18 protein-coding genes and 1 other RNA gene are annotated in these 17,729 nt (G+C 39.5%); 9 read left to right on the forward strand and 10 right to left on the reverse strand.

From position 1 onward, the window contains the following. Positions 1 to 205: 205 nt before the first annotated feature. The 4 genes from ACWIUO_RS08615 to ACWIUO_RS08630 all read left to right on the forward strand — a co-directional run bounded on the left by ACWIUO_RS08615 (position 206) and on the right by ACWIUO_RS08630 (position 2,873). Entirely contained in the window at positions 206 to 730 is a 525-nt protein-coding gene (locus tag ACWIUO_RS08615; RefSeq protein ID WP_454177493.1) for a hypothetical protein, read from the forward strand. Then, on the forward strand, positions 727 to 1,956 hold the full coding sequence (locus ACWIUO_RS08620; protein ID WP_454177494.1) for a hypothetical protein: 1,230 nt from the start codon (positions 727 to 729) through the stop codon (positions 1,954 to 1,956). Before ACWIUO_RS08615 ends, ACWIUO_RS08620 begins: the two co-directional genes overlap by 4 nt. 130 nt (positions 1,957 to 2,086) lie before the next feature. Continuing rightward, on the forward strand, positions 2,087 to 2,569 hold the full coding sequence (locus ACWIUO_RS08625) for a hypothetical protein (protein WP_454177495.1): 483 nt from the start codon (positions 2,087 to 2,089) through the stop codon (positions 2,567 to 2,569). A gap of 118 nt (positions 2,570 to 2,687) precedes the next feature. After that, positions 2,688 to 2,873 (forward strand): hypothetical protein, encoded by a 186-nt coding sequence (locus tag ACWIUO_RS08630; RefSeq protein WP_454177496.1) that lies wholly within the window; start codon positions 2,688 to 2,690, stop codon positions 2,871 to 2,873. Between the two features lie 366 nt (positions 2,874 to 3,239). Here ACWIUO_RS08630 and prpD read toward each other — a convergent pair whose 3' ends face one another. The 3 genes from prpD to prpB form a co-directional block, all read right to left on the reverse strand. After that, positions 3,240 to 4,694, reverse strand: coding sequence for a 2-methylcitrate dehydratase (prpD, locus tag ACWIUO_RS08635; RefSeq protein ID WP_454177497.1), 1,455 nt, complete (start codon positions 4,692 to 4,694; stop codon positions 3,240 to 3,242). A gap of 102 nt (positions 4,695 to 4,796) precedes the next feature. Continuing rightward, on the reverse strand, positions 4,797 to 5,924 hold the full coding sequence (locus ACWIUO_RS08640) for a citrate/2-methylcitrate synthase (protein WP_454177498.1): 1,128 nt from the start codon (positions 5,922 to 5,924) through the stop codon (positions 4,797 to 4,799). Positions 5,925 to 6,025: 101 nt separating this feature from the next. After that, on the reverse strand, positions 6,026 to 6,898 hold the full coding sequence (gene prpB / locus ACWIUO_RS08645) for a methylisocitrate lyase (protein WP_454177558.1): 873 nt from the start codon (positions 6,896 to 6,898) through the stop codon (positions 6,026 to 6,028). 212 nt (positions 6,899 to 7,110) lie between these two features. Between prpB and ACWIUO_RS08650 the strand changes: the two genes are divergently transcribed. Next, a complete protein-coding gene (locus tag ACWIUO_RS08650) occupies positions 7,111 to 7,251 on the forward strand; it encodes a hypothetical protein (protein WP_454177499.1) in 141 nt (46 codons plus the stop codon). Between the two features lie 9 nt (positions 7,252 to 7,260). On the opposite strand, the gene ACWIUO_RS08655 is transcribed toward ACWIUO_RS08650, so the two are convergent. Then, positions 7,261 to 9,183, reverse strand: coding sequence for a propionyl-CoA synthetase (locus ACWIUO_RS08655; RefSeq protein ID WP_454177500.1), 1,923 nt, complete (start codon positions 9,181 to 9,183; stop codon positions 7,261 to 7,263). A gap of 287 nt (positions 9,184 to 9,470) precedes the next feature. Here ACWIUO_RS08655 and ACWIUO_RS08660 point away from each other — a divergent pair, with 287 nt between their 5' ends. Further along, positions 9,471 to 10,391, forward strand: a complete 921-nt coding sequence (locus ACWIUO_RS08660; protein ID WP_454177501.1) for a hypothetical protein — start codon at positions 9,471 to 9,473, stop codon at positions 10,389 to 10,391. 167 nt (positions 10,392 to 10,558) lie between these two features. Here ACWIUO_RS08660 and ACWIUO_RS08665 read toward each other — a convergent pair whose 3' ends face one another. Beyond that, on the reverse strand, positions 10,559 to 10,837 hold the full coding sequence (locus tag ACWIUO_RS08665; RefSeq protein ID WP_454177502.1) for a hypothetical protein: 279 nt from the start codon (positions 10,835 to 10,837) through the stop codon (positions 10,559 to 10,561). Here ACWIUO_RS08665 and ACWIUO_RS08670 point away from each other — a divergent pair. Beyond that, a complete protein-coding gene (locus ACWIUO_RS08670) occupies positions 10,818 to 11,252 on the forward strand; it encodes a hypothetical protein (protein ID WP_454177503.1) in 435 nt (144 codons plus the stop codon). The genes ACWIUO_RS08665 and ACWIUO_RS08670 overlap by 20 nt on opposite strands. Here ACWIUO_RS08670 and ACWIUO_RS08675 read toward each other — a convergent pair. After that, positions 11,213 to 11,920, reverse strand: coding sequence for an AzlC family ABC transporter permease (locus ACWIUO_RS08675; RefSeq protein WP_454177559.1), 708 nt, complete (start codon positions 11,918 to 11,920; stop codon positions 11,213 to 11,215). The two genes, ACWIUO_RS08670 and ACWIUO_RS08675, sit on opposite strands and share 40 nt — an antisense overlap. Before the next feature lie 225 nt (positions 11,921 to 12,145). Continuing rightward, positions 12,146 to 12,709 (reverse strand): hypothetical protein, encoded by a 564-nt coding sequence (locus ACWIUO_RS08680; RefSeq protein ID WP_454177504.1) that lies wholly within the window; start codon positions 12,707 to 12,709, stop codon positions 12,146 to 12,148. A gap of 270 nt (positions 12,710 to 12,979) precedes the next feature. Between ACWIUO_RS08680 and ACWIUO_RS08685 the strand changes: the two genes are divergently transcribed. After that, positions 12,980 to 13,438, forward strand: a complete 459-nt coding sequence (locus ACWIUO_RS08685) for a hypothetical protein (protein WP_454177505.1) — start codon at positions 12,980 to 12,982, stop codon at positions 13,436 to 13,438. A gap of 85 nt (positions 13,439 to 13,523) precedes the next feature. Here the strand turns inward: ACWIUO_RS08685 and ssrA are convergent. The 3 genes from ssrA to ACWIUO_RS08700 all read right to left on the reverse strand — a co-directional run bounded on the left by ssrA (position 13,524) and on the right by ACWIUO_RS08700 (position 16,322). Beyond that, positions 13,524 to 13,892, reverse strand: a transfer-messenger RNA (tmRNA) gene (gene ssrA / locus ACWIUO_RS08690). A 266-nt stretch (positions 13,893 to 14,158) separates the two neighbouring features. Further along, positions 14,159 to 14,839 carry an HNH endonuclease family protein gene (locus ACWIUO_RS08695; protein ID WP_454177506.1) on the reverse strand — a complete coding sequence of 227 codons (681 nt, stop codon included), beginning with the start codon at positions 14,837 to 14,839 and terminating at the stop codon, positions 14,159 to 14,161. Next, positions 14,805 to 16,322: a DUF262 domain-containing protein gene (locus tag ACWIUO_RS08700; protein WP_454177507.1), complete on the reverse strand. Its 1,518-nt coding sequence runs from the start codon at positions 16,320 to 16,322 to the stop codon at positions 14,805 to 14,807. Before ACWIUO_RS08700 ends, ACWIUO_RS08695 begins: the two co-directional genes overlap by 35 nt. Positions 16,323 to 16,554: 232 nt before the next feature. Here ACWIUO_RS08700 and ACWIUO_RS08705 point away from each other — a divergent pair, with 232 nt between their 5' ends. Further along, complete coding sequence (locus tag ACWIUO_RS08705) at positions 16,555 to 17,724, forward strand: FtsW/RodA/SpoVE family cell cycle protein (protein WP_454177508.1); 1,170 nt, start codon at positions 16,555 to 16,557, stop codon at positions 17,722 to 17,724. The last annotated feature ends 5 nt before the right edge of the window (positions 17,725 to 17,729 follow it).

A 17,729-nucleotide genomic window follows, 5' to 3' on the forward strand; every position in this document is an offset into this window, starting at 1 on the left:
TAGCGATGCGGAGTGAAAAATGAAAAATAACCTTACACTATTGATTGTTTTGTGGCTTTTTGGAATCTTACAAGCAAACTCATTTGGGCATAAAATGCTAAAAGATTTTAATATTTTTATATCTCATCTTGTTGTTTTATATAGTTTATTCTTTTTATATCTAGTTGCGGGCTGATTAAATTTATGTTAAAAGGATATTACGACAATGAATACATTCCTTTATAACTACTCCCAACCAATCTTTTACATTGTTTTGCCATTGTCTATGGTTTTGGCATTACTTATTTTGCGTATTTTTGCATATATCCAAAAGGTATATATCACATTTAAATATGTCAATTATCTATATGCGATATGTTTTACTGCCATTTATTTTTTGTGTAGAAATTTATATATTGATATTGCAATGGAGGGATATTATTTTAGTTTTGATGACCCTGAGATTTTTTACTCTGCTTATTATCTCACACATAATTTTCATCTTGCAATTATGCTAAAATTTTATTTGGGCTTAATGATAAGCTGTGTGGCATTTAACACTGCACCATTTAAAGCCAAATGGCTTGTTAATACATTGAGTTTGATTTGGTGTGTGATTCTTAGTTGGCGTTTTGAGGCTATAAGTATGTTTTTTGGTGAATGGGCTCTGCCAAGTCTGTTATTTTTTGTAGAATTTGGTATTTGGGTGTTATTGTTTAACTTAAAAAATATAATAAGGAATATCAAATGATTTTTCGCGCTTATTTTTTTGATTATGATAATGACGAATCTAGTCCCGAAGCATTTGCCAAAAAATATACACACCAAATTTTTACCCAAAAAGGAATGCTAAAAATCTATTGGGGTAATGAGATAAAGCATAACAAAATGCTTCATTTATTTTTTGTGCCAGATAAAAATAGTATGCTTATACTAGAGGGCAAATGGGTTGAATCTATGGTCCAAAAAGATGATTTTTATGAATCTAGTGATGATATGCCACGAGAAATAAAAGATATGTTTAATCATATCGATTGGCTATATTTGTTTGGAAAAAATATTACAGTTCAAATCAGTCCTTATGAATCTAAACCCGACACAACAATCCCCTGTGATATAAACTATAAAACTTTATTATCATTAGGGAAAAAATATCGTCCGTTTTTTGATAGGCATTTAGGTAGTATTATTGTGCCTGTGGAGGTAACTTTTAGTAATTTGCAGATTAGCAAATTTTTTAATCCTAGCGGAAGGGAGTTTGCATTAGAATATGACTTTCCTTTATATTTTCCTACTGCAACGATTCTGCATATCAAAGAAATACCAAAAAATAGCGTAGGCGCATTGCCCTATGAAGAGGCTTGGAAAGATTTATCTAAACCAACGCTAGATTTTCTTTACACAGAGAGCTTTAGCCCAAATTTAGATTCTCAAATATTAGCCCTTTATTTACAAAGTGAAGATGAATTTAGTGATATTAGCGATGAATCTATTAAAAATCATTATGAGACAATGCTAAAATCACGCAATAATAATGTCTTTGTCTCATTGCGGAGTTCCCCACAAATCAAAGATGATAATGAGATAGCAAAACTAGCTATCCAAGATTATAATATTGCAGGATATTCTTTTGATAAAACAAGCGAAAGTGCTACAATAAGGGCAAATAAAAAATTACAATTACAAAGGTTTTTTCAAAGTAAATATTATCAAAAATATAAAGATGAATTAGGTAAAGTGGTGTTTTTAAATGATTCGCTATTTAGTTATAATATTTTGGTTTTAGATATATTAAATGATGAATGGTGCAAAGTAGATATTTTAAAAATCAACACTTGCTCTAACGAGAAAACAGAATGTGCGAAATTTGACTACACTTACAATCAAACATATATGCGCCACCCAGAAAAACTGCGAATCTATCAAGGCTATATGCAGTGTAAAGAGTTAAACAAAGGGTTAGACTTTGAATCATAATTTTTTAATAAACTTTATCATAAAAAACCACAACCAAATCTAAAAGATTCTAAATGCAAAAGCTAGGATTTCTTGCGTTGTTTTGCATTTCAATGACAAATGATTATTTTGCAACGCATAGAGAAATTTGGTGCATAAAACAAAACAAGAGAGAATCTATATTATGAAATTATTGCGTAGATTTGAAGTTTTGGTATGCGTTATGTTGTGTGCCTCATTTGGTGCTGAAATCTTGCCACCTTTTTTGCCACCTTATGCAGAAAATTGGGGTAAAGAAACAATAGAAGTGCTTGAGATAAGCACAGAAATAAATTGGGAAAATAGTGGATTAAGCGATGAAGTAGCATTGCAAATGTGTAAAGATTCGCAATCTTTACCAAAAGATACAAAGCAAATGCAAGATTATTTACAAAAGCATATCGTTGTGTGGAGTTTGCATTATTATAATGGAGATGGTTGTATATATCGTGGCAAGGTAAGGTTTGATGATAAAATATGGGATTTAGAAAGTAGCGGTGGGATAACCACTCTACACAGAGACGGAGATGAGGATATATATCTTGTGTGTTTATCTAGTGATTGCCACCCAAAAGCGTGGAGCGATGCGGAGTGAATTTTATGAAGTTAGCCTTAATCGCCTTGCTATTTATGGGACAAATTTATGGCAATTAAAATATCGTATGCAAAGAAAATGACAGCGTAGATTTTCAAATAGCAGATTCACAAACGATATGCAAAGAAGCGAATGTGATAGATTTTATAGTAATGAGGATTTAGGTATTTTTTATGATAAAAAACTTGTAAATTCTATCAATCTCACAGACTCACAAAACGCATTGTCCCAAGACAATTTAAGTGGATTTTTCCTTATCATTTTTGTGCCAAGATTTTATACAAATCTTGTCCTTGATTTTTGACATTATGCCTAAATTGAAGTTTCTTTTAGATGAAGCATAAAATTCTCTTTTTTTTGATTCCTTTGAATTTAGCTAATCTATGTTTGGCATACCACATTCTGCTTGCGGTTGTAAGCATTAGCGAGGTAGAAAAATATTTAAAAATCTCTCACAAATTTCGCCTCTTTAATTCTTGCACGAATGATATACTTGTTTTTCATAGGTGTAATCATAACTTAAGACTTCTTTGTGTGAGACTAGGGTGTGAGATTAGGTTAAAGAGAGCTTTTATTTTTTATGCTTTTTGGGTTTGCTTCACAAGAGATTTGCGCACCCACACAAGCGCAATCTCTTACATAACACACTTCAAACTACAAAAACCACCCCTCACACCACAAACAAATCACTAAACTCATTAAAGTTCATATTAAGCAAGTTTTTGTCGTTTTCAAACGCACCTAAAATCCGCGCACACTGCTTTGGCGAAAATCTAGTCGCTAGATTTGCCCTAAATTTCGCCTCTAGCACGGGGATTCCCTCTTTGCGCCTGCGCTTATGCCCGATGGGGTATTCCACCTCGATTTTCTCTGTCTTAGAGCCATCTTTGAAAATCACTTGCACTGCGTTTGCAATGCTCCGCTTATCCGCTTCCAAATACTCACGCGTATATCGCTCATCGACTTCCACCACCATTTTAGCTCGTAGCTCATCGATTCTCGTATCGCTAGCGACATTATCCTCATAGTCATCAGCGACCAATCGCCCAAAAATCAGCGGCACAGCCACCATATATTGTATGCAGTGGTCTCTATCTGCGGGGTTTGCTAGCTCGCCTACTTTGTTGATGATTCTATGTCCAGATTCTTGCGTGGTGATGATGATTTTTTCAATCTCACTTAATCTATCTTTGACTTCACTATGGAGCTTTATCGCCGCTTCTACGGCAGTTTGTGCGTGAAACTCCGCAGGGAAGCTGATTTTAAAGAGCACATTTTCCATTACATAGCTTCCAAATTCTTGCGGGATTGTGAGCTTTTGTCCTTTCATTTTGACATCATTATATCCCCAGAAGCTCGCAGATAGTGCGCTTGGGTAGCCCATCTCGCCTGTTTTTGCTTTGAGGGCTAAATCTACTCCGCGTGAGCTTGCATCGCCTGCAGCCCAGCTTTTGCGCGAGCCTGTGTTTGGCGCGTGGCGATAAGTGCGCAATGCCCCGCCATCGATAAAGGCGTGTGATACGGCATTGCGGATTTCGCTAAAATCACAGCCTAGCAGTTTGGCAGCTACTGCGGTGCTTGCGATTCGCACAAGTAGCACATGGTCAAGCCCCACTTTGTTAAAGCAATTCTCTAATGCCAGCACCCCTTGAATCTCGTGAGCTTTTATCATCGCTTGAAGCACGCAAGACACTTTTAACGCTTCCTTGCCCTCTGCGATATTTTTGCGGCTTACATAGTCTGCCACCGCCCAAATCGCGCCCAAATTATCGCTTGGGTGTCCCCATTCAGCCGCTAGCCAAGTATCGTTAAAATCTAGCCAGCGCACCATAGCCCCGACATTAAACGCCGCGCGAATAGGCTCTAATTGATAGCTAGTCCCTGGGATTTTGCTCCCTAATGGACGAAACTCCGCGCCCTCCACGCTTGGTCCTAGCAATTTCGTGCAAGCAGGGTATTTGAGTGCCAAAATCCCACAGCCTATCGTATCCATTAGGCAGTATTTTGCCGTCTCTATCGCCACTTCACTCTTTGCCACATACTCATCTGCATATTTTGCGATTTTGCTTAGTAGCTCATCAAACTCTGGTCGTTTTGCCTCTAGTATTCCCATATCGTTACTCATTTGTTCTCCTTTGATTTTGGTGTAAGTTTTGCGCGCTTAAAATAGATTTAACACGCGATTTTGTCTTTAAATTCTAGAATTTAAAAGCATTTAGCGACTTAACTATCGGTTTCCTATCGCCACAAAGTCGCGTGGGGCGACACCGATATACTCACTGCTAGGGCGGATAATCTTATTATTTACCCTCTGCTCTTTAATGTGCGCAGTCCAGCCAGACACACGACTCATTATAAAAATGGGCGTGAAATACTCCGTGCGGATTCCCATAAAGTGATACGCAGACGCGCTATAAAAATCCGCATTTGGTGGTAAGTTTGGCTTTTTTTCTTTCATTAGCGATTCGATTGCCTCGCTTACTTTGTATAACAGCGTTTCCCCCCCTAGCTTCTTGCTCCACTCTTTGATGAGTGCGTTTCGCGGGTCGCCCCCTGCGCCATAGATTCTATGTCCAAATCCCATTAGCAGTTGTTTGGTTTCTAGCTTGTGATTTACGCCTTTTATCGCTTCCTCCACGCTTGAGAAGCTCTCAATAAGGTGCATTGCTGCTTCATTTGCCCCGCCGTGAAGCGGTCCGCGTAATGCGCCGATTGCCGCGCTTACCGCGCTAAAAATATCGCTCCGTGTCGAAGCGCAGATTCTAGCCGTAAATGTCGAGGCGTTAAACTCGTGCTCGGCATAGAGGATAAGCGAGCAGTGCATAGCTTTGATAAATTCGCTTGGGGGATTCTCACCCTTTAGTTTTTCTAAAAAATACCCCGCGATAGAATCTTGATTGCTTGCAAAATCTATTTCTTTGCCATTATGCGCGTAATTATGCCAAAAGCATAGCACGCTAGGCAAAATCCCTAATAAGCGGATAATCTTGCTATCTTGGTCGCTAAAATCCTCGCTCTCCGCTTCAAGCGCGCCAAGTGTCGCCACCGCGCTTTGCATTAGATTCATAGGATGCACGCCTTTGGGGATTTGCTTTAGCACTTCTTTTAGCTCTTTTGGCAACGCCCTTTGACTAGCGATTTTGCCTTTATACTCGGTGAGTTGCTTTGCGTTTGGCAGCTCGCCAAACTGCAACAAATACGCCACTTCCTCAAACTCACAATGATGTGCCAAATCCTCAATGCCGTAGCCATAATAATTTAGCCCATTGCCTAGCCCGCAGGTGCATATCGCGCTTTGCCCAGCGATGATGCCCGCTAAGCCACCACTTTTTTTACTTGCTTCACTTTGACTCATTTGCTTTCTCCTTTGTTTTAAAATTTAAATTCTCTGTTTTGCGTCATTGCGACTACATTGCGAGCGGATTTATCAAAATCCGCGTGGCAATCCAAAACCCCCTACTTCTTAAACAACTCATCTAGCTTATTTTCATACGCATAATAATCTAGCATTGCGTAGAGTTCCTCGCGCGTTTCCATTATGTCTAGGACATCTTTTTGATGCCCATTTGCCAAAATGGATTTATACACTTGGTTTGCCGCCTTGCTCATCGCGCGATTTGCCGAGAGGGGATAAAGCACCATTGAGATTCCAGCTCCCTTTAGCTCATCAGCGGTGAAATAAGGCGTTTTTCCAAATTCCGTGATATTTGCTAGCACAGGGACTTTGAGAGCCTTGACAAAGGCGGAGTATTCCTCCAAAGTATGCACCGCTTCGGCAAATATCATCTCCGCCCCCGCTTCCACATAAGCCACTGCGCGCTCTATCGCTTTGTCTTGCCCTTCGATTGCGTGCGCATCGGTGCGAGCCATCACCACAAATTCGCTATCGATTTTGGCGTCCATCGCGGCTTTGATTCTATCGCACATTTCTTGCGTGCTGACTAGCTCTTTGTTTGGGCGATGTCCGCACCGCTTTTGCGCGACTTGGTCTTCTATGTGCGTGGCGGCTGCGCCTGCGCGGATTAGCTCTTTTATCGTGCGCGCGATATTAAACGCCCCGCCAAATCCCGTATCACAATCCACTAGCAAAGGCGTATCCACACGCGAGGTGATTCTCCGCACATCGATACAAAAATCCTCTAGCCCCACGATGCCTAAATCAGGCAAACCATAGCTCACGCTTGCCACGCCAGAGCCAGAGATATAAATCGCCTTATGCCCGATTTTGCTCGCTTGCAATGCCGCATAAGCGTTTGGCGTGCCTACGATGAGTAAGGGCGAATTTTCCTTTAATGCCTGCCTAAATCTTTTTCCTGCTGAAGTTACCATTTTTTCTCCTTTTTTAAAATTTAAATTCTTACAAGTTGCCGTCATTGCGAGAATCACGCTAGCGATTCGTGGCAATCCAAAAATCCTTGTCATACTGAGGTTTCATTAAACCGAAGTATCTCTTTTTGTTTTTGAGATATTTTGCTCACGCTCAATATGACAAAAAATAGATTGCCACGCAAAAACTCGCTTAACACTCGTTTTTGCTCGCAATGACGAAAATCTTTTTTGTCATACTGAGGGCTAAGCCCGAAGTATCTCTAAGAGATATTTTGATTTTCTTGCGAAAACCTCAATATGACAAGGTTTTGCCACGCGAAGCAATCCATACTTATGTTTTGCGCTCGCAATAGCACTAAATCTTATGCCTTAGATTCTGCCTCCTTTGTTGGTGTTTTTGGGTAGCCTAGTTTTGCGATTGCTTCTTTGCAAGATTCTAGCACGGAAGCGTCCTCAATCGTAGCGGGAATCGCATACTCCACGCCATCGGCGATTTCACGCAAAGTCTTTCGCAAAATCTTGCCACTGCGCGTTTTTGGCAGGGCATTTACCACCGTGGCGATTTTAAAGCTCGCCACCGCGCCGATTTCGTGGCGCACAAGCGATACCACGCCATCGATGATTCCCTTATGGTCGCGCTCTATGCCCGCTTTTAGCACCACAAAGCCAAAGGGAATCTCGCCCTTTAGCTCATCATTTACTCCGATAACCGCACATTCTGCGACATCGGGGTGCTTTGAGATGACTTCCTCCATTTCCCCTGTGGAGAGGCGATGTCCAGCGACATTGATGATTCCGTCCATTCGCCCTAGCACATAGACATAGCCATCTTTATCGATATAGCCCGTATCGCCTGTGAGATAGTAGCCTTTGAAATGCTCCAAATAGCCCTTGCGATACCGCTCCTCATTTTCCCAGATTCCCATTAGGCAGGCAGGTGGCAGGGGTAGTTTTAGGCAGAGCGCGCCTTTTTTGCCCGCTTTTAGCTCTTTGCCATCTTCGCCTAGCACTTTTAGATTAAACCCGGGTGTGGGCTTTGTAGGACTCCCCGGCTTTATCGGCATAGGGTCTAGCCCCATAGGATTTGCCGCGATTGCCCAGCCTGTCTCTGTCTGCCACCAATTATCCACCACAGGCTTGCCCGTAACCTTTTGTATCCATTTGAGCGTGTCGCTATCGCACCGCTCGCCCGCGACAAAAATCGTGCGCAAACTCTCTAAATTATATTTTTTTGCTAGCTCGCCTTTGGCGTCCTCTCGCTTGATAGCGCGAAACGCCGTAGGCGCGGAGAATAAAATATTGACTTTGTATTCATCAATGATTCTCCAAAAGCTCGCAGGATTTGGCGTGCGCACGGGCTTGCCCTCATAGACAATCGTAGTGCAGCCATTCATAAGCGGGGCATACACGATATAAGAATGCCCCACTACCCAGCCCACATCAGAAGCGGTGAAAAACACATCGCCTTCTTTTGCGTTATAAATATTATCCATACTCCATTTCATCGCCACAGAATGCCCGCCATTAGAGCGAATCACACCCTTTGGCGTGCCTGTCGTGCCCGAAGTATAGAGGATATAAAGCGGGTCTGTGGCTAGCACAGGCACAGGCTCTACGGGGTGGGTTTTTTCTTCTTCCACTTCCCAATCCACATCTCTCCAAGGGAGCATACTTGCCTTATACTGCGGGCGTTGCCACACGATACAAGTCGTGGGTTTATGTTGAGATTTTTTAATCGCTTCATCTAAAATAGGCTTATACTCAATGATATTGCTTATCTCAATCCCACAGCTTGCCGTCATTATCACGCGTGGTTTGGCGTCCTCTATCCTCATCGCTAACTCGTGGGAGGCAAACCCACCAAACACCACGCTATGAATCGCCCCTAGCCTAGCACACGCAAGCATCGCTATCACGGCTTCGGGAATCATCGGCATATAGATGATGACTCTATCGCCCTTTACCACGCCTTTGTTGGCTAGGATTCCCGCTGTCTTTGCCACTCTATCGCGGAGCTGCTTGTAGGTATATTTTTTCTTAGTATCTGTTACGGGGGAGTCATAGATTAAAGCGAGATTATCGCCTCTGCCGTGATGGATATGCAAATCAAGCGCGTTGTAGCAGGTATTCATACAGCCTCCCACAAACCACCTGTAATGCTCGCCACTATCATCAAGCACATTATCCCATTCATTATACCAATGCACTTTTTGGGCTGCCTCTGCCCAAAAATCCTGCGGATTTTCTATCGAGCGTTTGTATGTTTCCTCATAAATCATTCCCATAGTTTAAAACCTCCTAAAAGTTGTTGTAGGGAAATTACATTATAATGGATTTGTCCTAGAATCTAGGAAAAAAGAGAATCTAATTTTTAGGACAAAGCGCGCAAAAACAATGTATAAAAACATAAAAAGCGACTACTTTTTGCAAAAATGCGCAACTTTTGTGCAATAATTTTGTATAGTTTTATGAAAAATTTTACGAAATCTACTAAAATCTCTCAAAAAAACACGACAAATTGTGTTACAAAAAGTAAAACACCACAAAAATCTACCAAAAAAGAGGAAAAATAATGTTGGATTCTACTCAAAGGTTAATAAAAATATTTGCTCGCTCTGGTTTAAGCGTTAGCAAATTTGCCACTATCGTTCAAAAAGATAGACGCACTGTGTCTAGCTGGCTAAATGACACTGCCAAAAAAGAAATAAGCCAAAGCGTAAAACTCTCCATTGCAAAGGCGTTTCGCTACCCAAAAGAAATATGGGAATGCGAGGAAAAAGAATTTTTTGACTTGCTAGATTCTGCAAGTATAGATGGGATTAGGATTATTGATGAGAGTTATTGCGCGGGGGTAAAATATATCTATGAAAACGAAAATGAAGGCTCACTAATTATCCACCCATCGTTTCCAAACCCTGCGTATAGGGACTTTATCGTCCCTTTGGTGTATAAAAAATCAAATGATGAGCTAGTAGAATCCTACCGCAAAAAGCGCGGAGAAAAAATGCGGGATTATTCCTTTAACGCTAGCGAGTGGTATTCGATAAAATCCCTGCTAGAATTTTGCTTTTCGCCCATTGGCAATTTTTATACCACAGAGCAAAAAATGCAGATTTTAGAATTGATGATAGATATTTTCCGCGACAATCTAAACAAATCGCTTTATTTTTTCGACTCATATAGCCAAAAAATCTATGGGCTTGATATTTTTTATACTTCGATAAATATCAAATCCCAAACGATGTTTTTTAAAGCCCCGATGGAAGCAATGATAGTAGAAGTGCATAATGCCGAGCTAATCAAAAAACTCCACCGACACTATACAAATGCCAAAGAATGCCCCCCACATATCCCCCCACGCGATGCGGTAAATATCCTAGAAATGCTGCTAGAATGTTTGCGAAATAACCTATCTTTGCAAGAAACTTGCGAATATTTAGACAAAAATAGCAAGTATGGAGAGCTATTTTTCCGCACGATAAATGTGAGATAAAAAGTGTTTTTGGATAATGTTTAGGGGGTGAATGTTTTTGGTTTTTTTGTTTGTTGTTTTTTTTTTTTTTTTTGGTTTTGGGCTGGATTTTGTTTGTAGATTTTGCAGAATGTGTTGATTTTTTGAGTGTTTTGCAAGAGGTTGCAGTTTTGTGAATAATGTGATTTTTATTGTTTTTGTTGTTTTGGTTGTAGTTTTTGCAGGATTTGTGAAGTTTGCAAAATATGTTTATTTTGTTGTTTGTTGAGAATCAGCAGATTTTGCAGATTTGCTGAATTTTTTGAATATTTTGCAGAATTTGTTAATTTTGCAAATTTTGTTGATTTTGCATTGATATTTGTCAAAAAGTCGCTTTTGATTTTGGCATTTTGTCTATGCAAGCTCCTGCGTTTAGGATAAGCAAAACATTTTGGTGGCACAAAATCTGTGGCAAACCACCCTCTCATCGTCATTGTGAGCGGATTTTGGCAAGTCAAAATCCGCGTGGCAAGCCACAAAAGGTTTTTGTCATACTTAAACGAAGCGAAGTATCTCAAAATGTCGATAAAAATGGATATATTTCGCGCTCAATATGACAAAGAATTTTTTTGTTATATTGAGCAAAATACAAGACTTGCGTGGCAATCTATGATTACTATTCGTCATTGCGAGCCTTGCATTTTATCAAAATGCAAGGCGTGGCAATCTATTTTATTAAATTTTGCTAAATGTGTGTTTTTTTGGCATTTTGTAGCGATAGATTGCCACGCATTAGATTTTGCTAAAACGCAAAATCTAATTGCTCGCAATGACGATGGGAGGGTGGATTGCCACGATTCTAATTATGGCATTTTGCGTGGGGGTTTGCGGGATTGTAAATAAAAAAGTAGCCCACAAATCGCCACCAAAGAGGGAAGCAAAAAAAACTCTTTGCCAAAAATAAGCAGACAAACAAGGCTTACAAAAATGCCAATAAGCGCGGGTGCTTTATCCACCACCACGCGCCACTGCTCGATAAAAAGCACGATAAAAATCGCATTCATCACAAATGCCATTCCCTGTGCGTTAAAACTGCTTAGATTTTGGCTTAAAAGCGCGCCAAATACGCAACCTAATACCCAATAAATTTGGTTAAAAAGCGCGATAAAAAACATAAAATATCCACGATATTGCGTAGAATTTATATTGCGTTTAGGGCGCGGTTTTTTTAGGTTTAGAAGCGCGAAAGTCTCATCAGTTAGGGAAAAAATAAGATAGTATTTTTTCTTTTTTTCCACGCCATCAAAAAGGCTAAGCGCAGATAGCGCGTAAAAAATCTGCCTAGAATTTATCATTAACGATAATAAAAAAGATTCTATTAAACTCGCCCCATTTGCTAGCAAAACCACGCAGGCAAACTGCATAGCACCCGCATAGATAATAACCCCCATACCCAACGCCCAAATCCAGCTAAACCCAGCCTTTTGAAGCAAAATCCCAAAAGTAGCCCCCATAAGCAAGTAGCCCACAAAAATAGGCAAAGTATGCGGAAAAGCCTCTTTGAGTGCCATAAAAGCGGTGCTTGAAGTAAAATCTTTACACACAAAAAGCGAATCTAATTTTTGCAAAAAATGGGTTAAAAATGGGCTTTTTTGGGGCTTTTTATCGTTGCTAGGGGGCGATTTGGGTGGGGGTGTCTTGCGAACATTATGCGGTGTGTTTTTTTGGTTGTTCATTGTCGTTGCCTTGTTGTTTTTGCGTAGAAAATATAATAAATTTTGCAAAGCAAAAAAAATCTATTTATATCCTTTTAGCTGAAAAAGCACTATGCTAGAGAGGCATACAATAACCCCTGCGATATAGCCTAACACGCAAAAATATCCAAAATCCATAAGCAAAATAATCCCCACAGCAAGCACCAAATACGCAAGCACACGATATAGCCCAAATGATAGCTGGACACCTAGTATAAAGCGAGAAATGGGGCTAGATTTTTGCTCTTGTGAGTCATCGTCCTCTTGTGTTGTTTGGTGTTGATTTTGGGTGGTTTGAGGCTGTTTTTCATTATCTTTGGTAGCGTTTGTTTGGTGTTTTTTTAGTCTAGATTTCATCGCATAAAACGAGCTAAGCACAACTAAAAACGCGCTAACTTGTGCCACAAAAAAACTTAATCCATAGCCAAAATCTAGCGCAAAATACACACCAAAAGCTATGGCTACATTTATGCTAATAAGCGTAAAGAGGCATTTAAAACAAGGCTTTAGATTTTGCTTTTTTTGCTGTGTGGGAGAATCTATGTCTTGTGAGTGATTTTGCATTTGATTTTGTGTGTGATTTTGGGCTTGATTTGGTTTTGGCATTTGTATCCTTTTGGTTAAGTTTTTTTGATTTTGCATACTTTTTGATTTTGCGTTTTTGGCGTTTTGTGGGCGAGCTGTATGCAAATCTCATAAAAATGTGATTTAGACTTTTTGGGGAATTTTAGCGCAAAATTTTTATTATTACTAGATTTTAGTATAATGCCAAGTTTTATGTCAAAAATCTTAAAAATTTTATCCTCAAAGATTTTATGCCAAAAACCTAACCAAACGCTACAAATAAGCAATATGCGATTTTATGAAAGGCTAGCGATGCGAAAATCAATGCGAAATTCTATGTTTATTATGTTGCCCATTATGTCTTGCTTGTCTTTTGTGCTTGTTTTTTTTGCGCTTGTTACGCCCTGCCCCGCAGAGCCTAGCAAGGCTACAGAATCCAATATCGTAGAGATTATGCAAAAGCTACAATATGATAGCGATTTGATACAAAAAGGATTTAGCCTAAATCGCTTTGAGCTAGTCAAAGAGGGAATCACACGGCATAAAGTAGATTTTGACTCGCTTAGGCGGTTTAATATCGAAGTATTTTTGAGTAAAAACAACCTAAATTACGCCCCAATCATTTATTCATTTATCAACAATATCGTAGAAGAGCGCGTGAGCCTAGAATATTTCCTAAGCAAAAATCAAAAAATGAAAGCCTATGAGTCGTTTCAAAAAATCAATCATCGCTGTATGCAGTGCCACGCACTCACTCGCGGGTGGAAATAACAAAATCTAAAAATCTAAAAAGCAAACAAAAAGTAGAGATAAAAAACAAAAAGAAGTAGAAAACAAGTAAGGCTAAAAAAAGAAATGGTGGAGTCGTGGGGAGTTGAACCCCAGTCCAAAACCTACCTCCAAATCAAGAGACTCTACATACTTTCCAAAGGTTTTCATCTCTTGTGTGGCTAAACCTTGAAATCCTCACACAATAGCTTTATAAAATCTTTGCTTAAAATCCTAAAGCAAAATCCTAAGCGCAACTAGCAAAAGTTACGATTGACACCTAGCACGCTAGCAAGCTAAGGCAATCGGCTCAAAAAAGGGTAAAGCTTACGCGACTTTTGCGTAGGCTGGAGCGAATTTTGTGTTGTTTGCGTTTATTGCAAGTGGGAGTTTTACAGCTGTCCCGCGCTGGTATGCACTCAAGGGAAGCAAATCCTGTCGAAGCCAAGTCGACCCCAAATCAAATGACAAACGCCATAAGCAAACGCCATAAGATAGAAAAAAAGAAAAAACACAAATCGTAAAAATCGTTTTTAGATTTTCATAAAAATCTTTACAAAATCTATGCAAAATCCAAAATCAAGTCTTGCGATTTGAAAGCGTGGATTTTAGCACCGCTTGCATAAAATCTAGCTTAAATTTCACATTTAGACTCACAAAATGCGCAAAAAATCATAAAAAAACACAAAAACAACATACTGCAAAATAGTTTTCACACAAATCTTACTGCCCCTGTATATATCCTCTTATCTCAAAATGCTCCGCCTTGCAATCCTCGTTATTTACGCCATCTACAAGTGTTTTTAAATGTTTGCGAATCATATCTGCCTCTGCCTTGCAATAAAACGCAAAATCACCAAAATCCTCAAACACAAAACTACCCTCTTTTAAGCAAGATTTTTTCTCATCATTATCTTTGATAAAATCCACATTTTCCATAGCGCGATAAATCTCATCTTTGTAATGCGCAAGCAAGTAGCTAATAATTTCTCTTGCAACATTTTTGTAAGTTTTTACTTTTTTGACTTCGCCACTAGGTAGCACTAGCTCGGTAGGACGGAAGTAAGTCCAGCTAGATTTTAGGGTATTAGACTCGCTTTTGCTTCTAAATTTTGCAACGCAATCTTTAAAAATTTCCACTTCCAAAAATCTCTTGCACAATGCCTCGCTACGAGATTTGATACAATCCAAATCAAAAGAATCTAGCACACTAAAATAAGAATTTAGATGCAAAGAGCTAGATTCGCTCAAAAACTGCAATTTTTCTAGCGGTGAGTTATCGACTTTTTTATGCGTTTTGACACCTTTTTCTATGAGTGTTAGATTGCCAAAAGTGTGGGCATAGACTTGCTCTATTTGCGTTGCTTCCTCATCGTTTAGATTTTCTAGCCAATTTTGCGCCAATTTTGCGCCAATTTTTCGTAGGATTTTTGGGAAATACATATTCAATATCCACTTCTTTTGGCTCTATCTCATTGTGTGAGACTTCGATTTGTAGCAATATAAAATCCAATATTTTTAAATCGCTTGCCTTTACTTCGCTAAATCTTCGTTCTAGCTCAATATCCGTAGGTGCACGCTCTCCGCCTGTGAGATAACCCAAATATTTTCCCATAGATTCTATGCTTATATGATAGGGCTGTGGCTCTTGATTTAAATTTACATTCGCAGTTTTTATGTATTCATACGCGCTAAGTAGCACGCCAAAAGCCTCCCGCATTTTCAAAGCACATATATTTCTGCGCACAAGATAGCTAAGTAGCATATTTAGCACGCCATCAAAATTTGCAATATCTAATTTGCCTGCGTTAAAATCATCAATAAGTCGCATAAGCAATGGATAAGCAATGCTAAAACCTAGACGCTGAAAAAGTTTTAATTTATGATATAGCATATCAATTTCATAAGATGGGATATTGTAAGGATTATTTAGCAAATGTCGAGTTTGATTTATGCTTAGCACTGCGTAATTTTGGGCAAATTTTAGCATATCTTGCATTATAGATTCTCTATCATCGCCAAAATACGCCCTGCTTAATGCTTTAAAATTATTATAGATTTCAAGCTGGTCTTTTTTGATGTTTTTTAAATACATACGCAAATAATTAAGGATAAACGCCTCCACATTGCTTTCTTGTTGCAAGGTGGATTCTATTTTTTTCCAATATGTTTCAAATAGATTTTGTTGGGTTTGATAATCCTCCCCCATCATCAAAAAATTGCGGATTAAATCCACTCCATCCAAATGCAAACCTGTGGCGTTGATAGACTCAAATACGACTTGCGGGTCGTTTTCTTTGTTGCTACCTTCTAGTCCGATAGTTACGATATTTAGTCGCATAAATGCGTTGTATATCGCCTCGATTGATTGCCCATCTTTTAGGGCTTGTCTTATTTTGCGCACAAAAGTTTTGTAATTGTCTATGACATTAGAAAATCCATTAAACTCATTTTTTCGCTCATATATCACGCACAAAAACGCTCTTCTATCTTTTTGTATAGGTTTTAAGCGTAGTCTAGCTTCTTCATATCCCCCCTCACTAGATTTTGCCCCAGAAAAATTCAAAAATGTCTCAATACTTGCGCGGACAAAATCATTATCCACCGCCTCTTTGTGCAATGCTTTTAGAAAAAGCATAAGCGAAGTAACGCGCTGCTGCCCATCGATAATGACAAATTGCTGTCCTAGACTATCTTGATGCCAAATATAAGTAATCGTGCCTAGATAATGCTTTCTTTGAGGTGTTTTGATTAGCCCCAAAATATCATCAAACAATTTTTCGCAATTTTCCTTTTTCCAAGCATAATTGCGCTGATATACAGGAATCACAAAGCTTGTTAGCTGTTTGCTAAAAAAATCATTGATACTAGATTCTGCGACATTCATAAAAACTCCTTTATTTTGTTTGGGGCTTGTTTGGGATTTGTTTGGGGTATGATTTTAAGGCGTGATTTTGAGGTTTGATTTTGTGATTCTACCAAATATGCCAAAATGTCGTGCCAAAAATAGCGTATATTTTCACTCTTTTTTGCTACACTTTTGATTCTGCAAACTTACGCAATTATCAAAATCCAAACAACACCAAAATCCAAAAATCACTTTTCAAGGATACGCAAAAATGGCAGATTCTAGGCTGTTTTTATTTACCTCCATACTTATTGGCGTTGGCGTGGTTATGAGCTATTCGCTTTCAAGCTATCCCGTGCTAGCATATCATTATAGCGAGCTACATTTCGTGCAAAGGGAGTTTGCAAGCGCAGTGATGGGAATCTTGCTTATGTGGGCTTTGGCACAATGCAAGCCAGATAAATATTTTCTAAAATTTGGATTTTTGCTGTTTTTTGTGTCGTTTTTTTTGATGATTGTTATGCCATTTTTGCCAGAGAGTATGGCGACTTCTGCGGGTGGAGCGAAGCGGTGGATTCGCCTGCCTCTTATTTCGATTGCGCCTAGTGAGTTTTTTAAAATCGGTTTTGTGTTTTTTTTGGCGTGGAGCTTTTCGCGCAAATTTGCCACCAATCAAAGACGCAGTATTTTTCAAGAGATTTTAGTGATTTTGCCCTATATCGCGGTGTTTATCATCATCGTAATGGTGCTAGCGGTGATGCAAAATGACTTAGGGCAAGTAGTCTTGCTAGCGATAACGCTTACAACTATGCTAATTGCTGCGGGAGGGAGCTCGGGGCTTTTTGGGGTTTTGTTGCTAGTGAGCGGTGGGCTAGCTAGCGTATTTATCGCTACTTCGGAGCATAGGATAGAGCGACTAAAATCGTGGTATGCAAACGCGCAAGATTTTATCTTGCCTCTTATGCCTAGTCGCTTTGCAGAATATTTGCGAGTCGAAAATCTACCCGAACCATACCAAATCTACCACGCCACAAATGCCCTATATAATGGCGGAATCTTTGGCACAGGGCTTGGCAATGGAATCATAAAGCTAGGATTTTTAAGCGAAGTGCATACCGATATGGTGCTAGCAGGCATAGGCGAAGAGCTAGGGCTAGTGGGGCTAAGTGCGTGCGTGCTATTTATCATATACATTGTTTATCGCATACTAAAAATCGCAAATCGCGTCCAAAACAATGTGCATTATCTTTTTTGCGTGGGGATTGCTATGCTTATCGGGCTTAGTTTTCTTATAAACGCGCTTGGTGTAGCAGGGCTTATCCCGCTAAAAGGCATTGCCGTGCCTTTTCTTAGCTATGGTGGTAGCTCTATGCTTGCAAACTGCCTTGCAATAGGACTTGTGCTAAGCATATCTCAAGTAGCGCAATACCAAAAAAACTAACGCGA

Source organism: Helicobacter sp. T3_23-1056, assembly GCF_053654535.1.

Excerpts from the sequence above, each read along its gene's own strand:
- ACWIUO_RS08685 (WP_454177505.1), top strand. The coding sequence starts at position 12,980 with ATGCGAAAATCAATGCGAAATTCTATGTTTATTATGTTGCCCATTATG.
- ACWIUO_RS08660 (WP_454177501.1), top strand. The coding sequence starts at position 9,471 with ATGTTGGATTCTACTCAAAGGTTAATAAAAATATTTGCTCGCTCTGGT.
- prpB (WP_454177558.1), bottom strand. The coding sequence starts at position 6,898 with ATGGTAACTTCAGCAGGAAAAAGATTTAGGCAGGCATTAAAGGAAAAT.
- ACWIUO_RS08640 (WP_454177498.1), bottom strand. The coding sequence starts at position 5,924 with ATGAGTCAAAGTGAAGCAAGTAAAAAAAGTGGTGGCTTAGCGGGCATC.
- ACWIUO_RS08665 (WP_454177502.1), bottom strand. The coding sequence starts at position 10,837 with ATGAGAGGGTGGTTTGCCACAGATTTTGTGCCACCAAAATGTTTTGCT.
- ACWIUO_RS08650 (WP_454177499.1), top strand. The coding sequence starts at position 7,111 with ATGACGAAAATCTTTTTTGTCATACTGAGGGCTAAGCCCGAAGTATCT.
- ACWIUO_RS08700 (WP_454177507.1), bottom strand. The coding sequence starts at position 16,322 with ATGAATGTCGCAGAATCTAGTATCAATGATTTTTTTAGCAAACAGCTA.
- ACWIUO_RS08615 (WP_454177493.1), top strand. The coding sequence starts at position 206 with ATGAATACATTCCTTTATAACTACTCCCAACCAATCTTTTACATTGTT.
- ACWIUO_RS08705 (WP_454177508.1), top strand. The coding sequence starts at position 16,555 with ATGGCAGATTCTAGGCTGTTTTTATTTACCTCCATACTTATTGGCGTT.
- ACWIUO_RS08620 (WP_454177494.1), top strand. The coding sequence starts at position 727 with ATGATTTTTCGCGCTTATTTTTTTGATTATGATAATGACGAATCTAGT.
- ACWIUO_RS08655 (WP_454177500.1), bottom strand. The coding sequence starts at position 9,183 with ATGGGAATGATTTATGAGGAAACATACAAACGCTCGATAGAAAATCCG.
- ACWIUO_RS08675 (WP_454177559.1), bottom strand. The coding sequence starts at position 11,920 with ATGGCACTCAAAGAGGCTTTTCCGCATACTTTGCCTATTTTTGTGGGC.
- prpD (WP_454177497.1), bottom strand. The coding sequence starts at position 4,694 with ATGAGTAACGATATGGGAATACTAGAGGCAAAACGACCAGAGTTTGAT.
- ACWIUO_RS08680 (WP_454177504.1), bottom strand. The coding sequence starts at position 12,709 with ATGCCAAAACCAAATCAAGCCCAAAATCACACACAAAATCAAATGCAA.
- ACWIUO_RS08630 (WP_454177496.1), top strand. The coding sequence starts at position 2,688 with ATGCAAAGAAGCGAATGTGATAGATTTTATAGTAATGAGGATTTAGGT.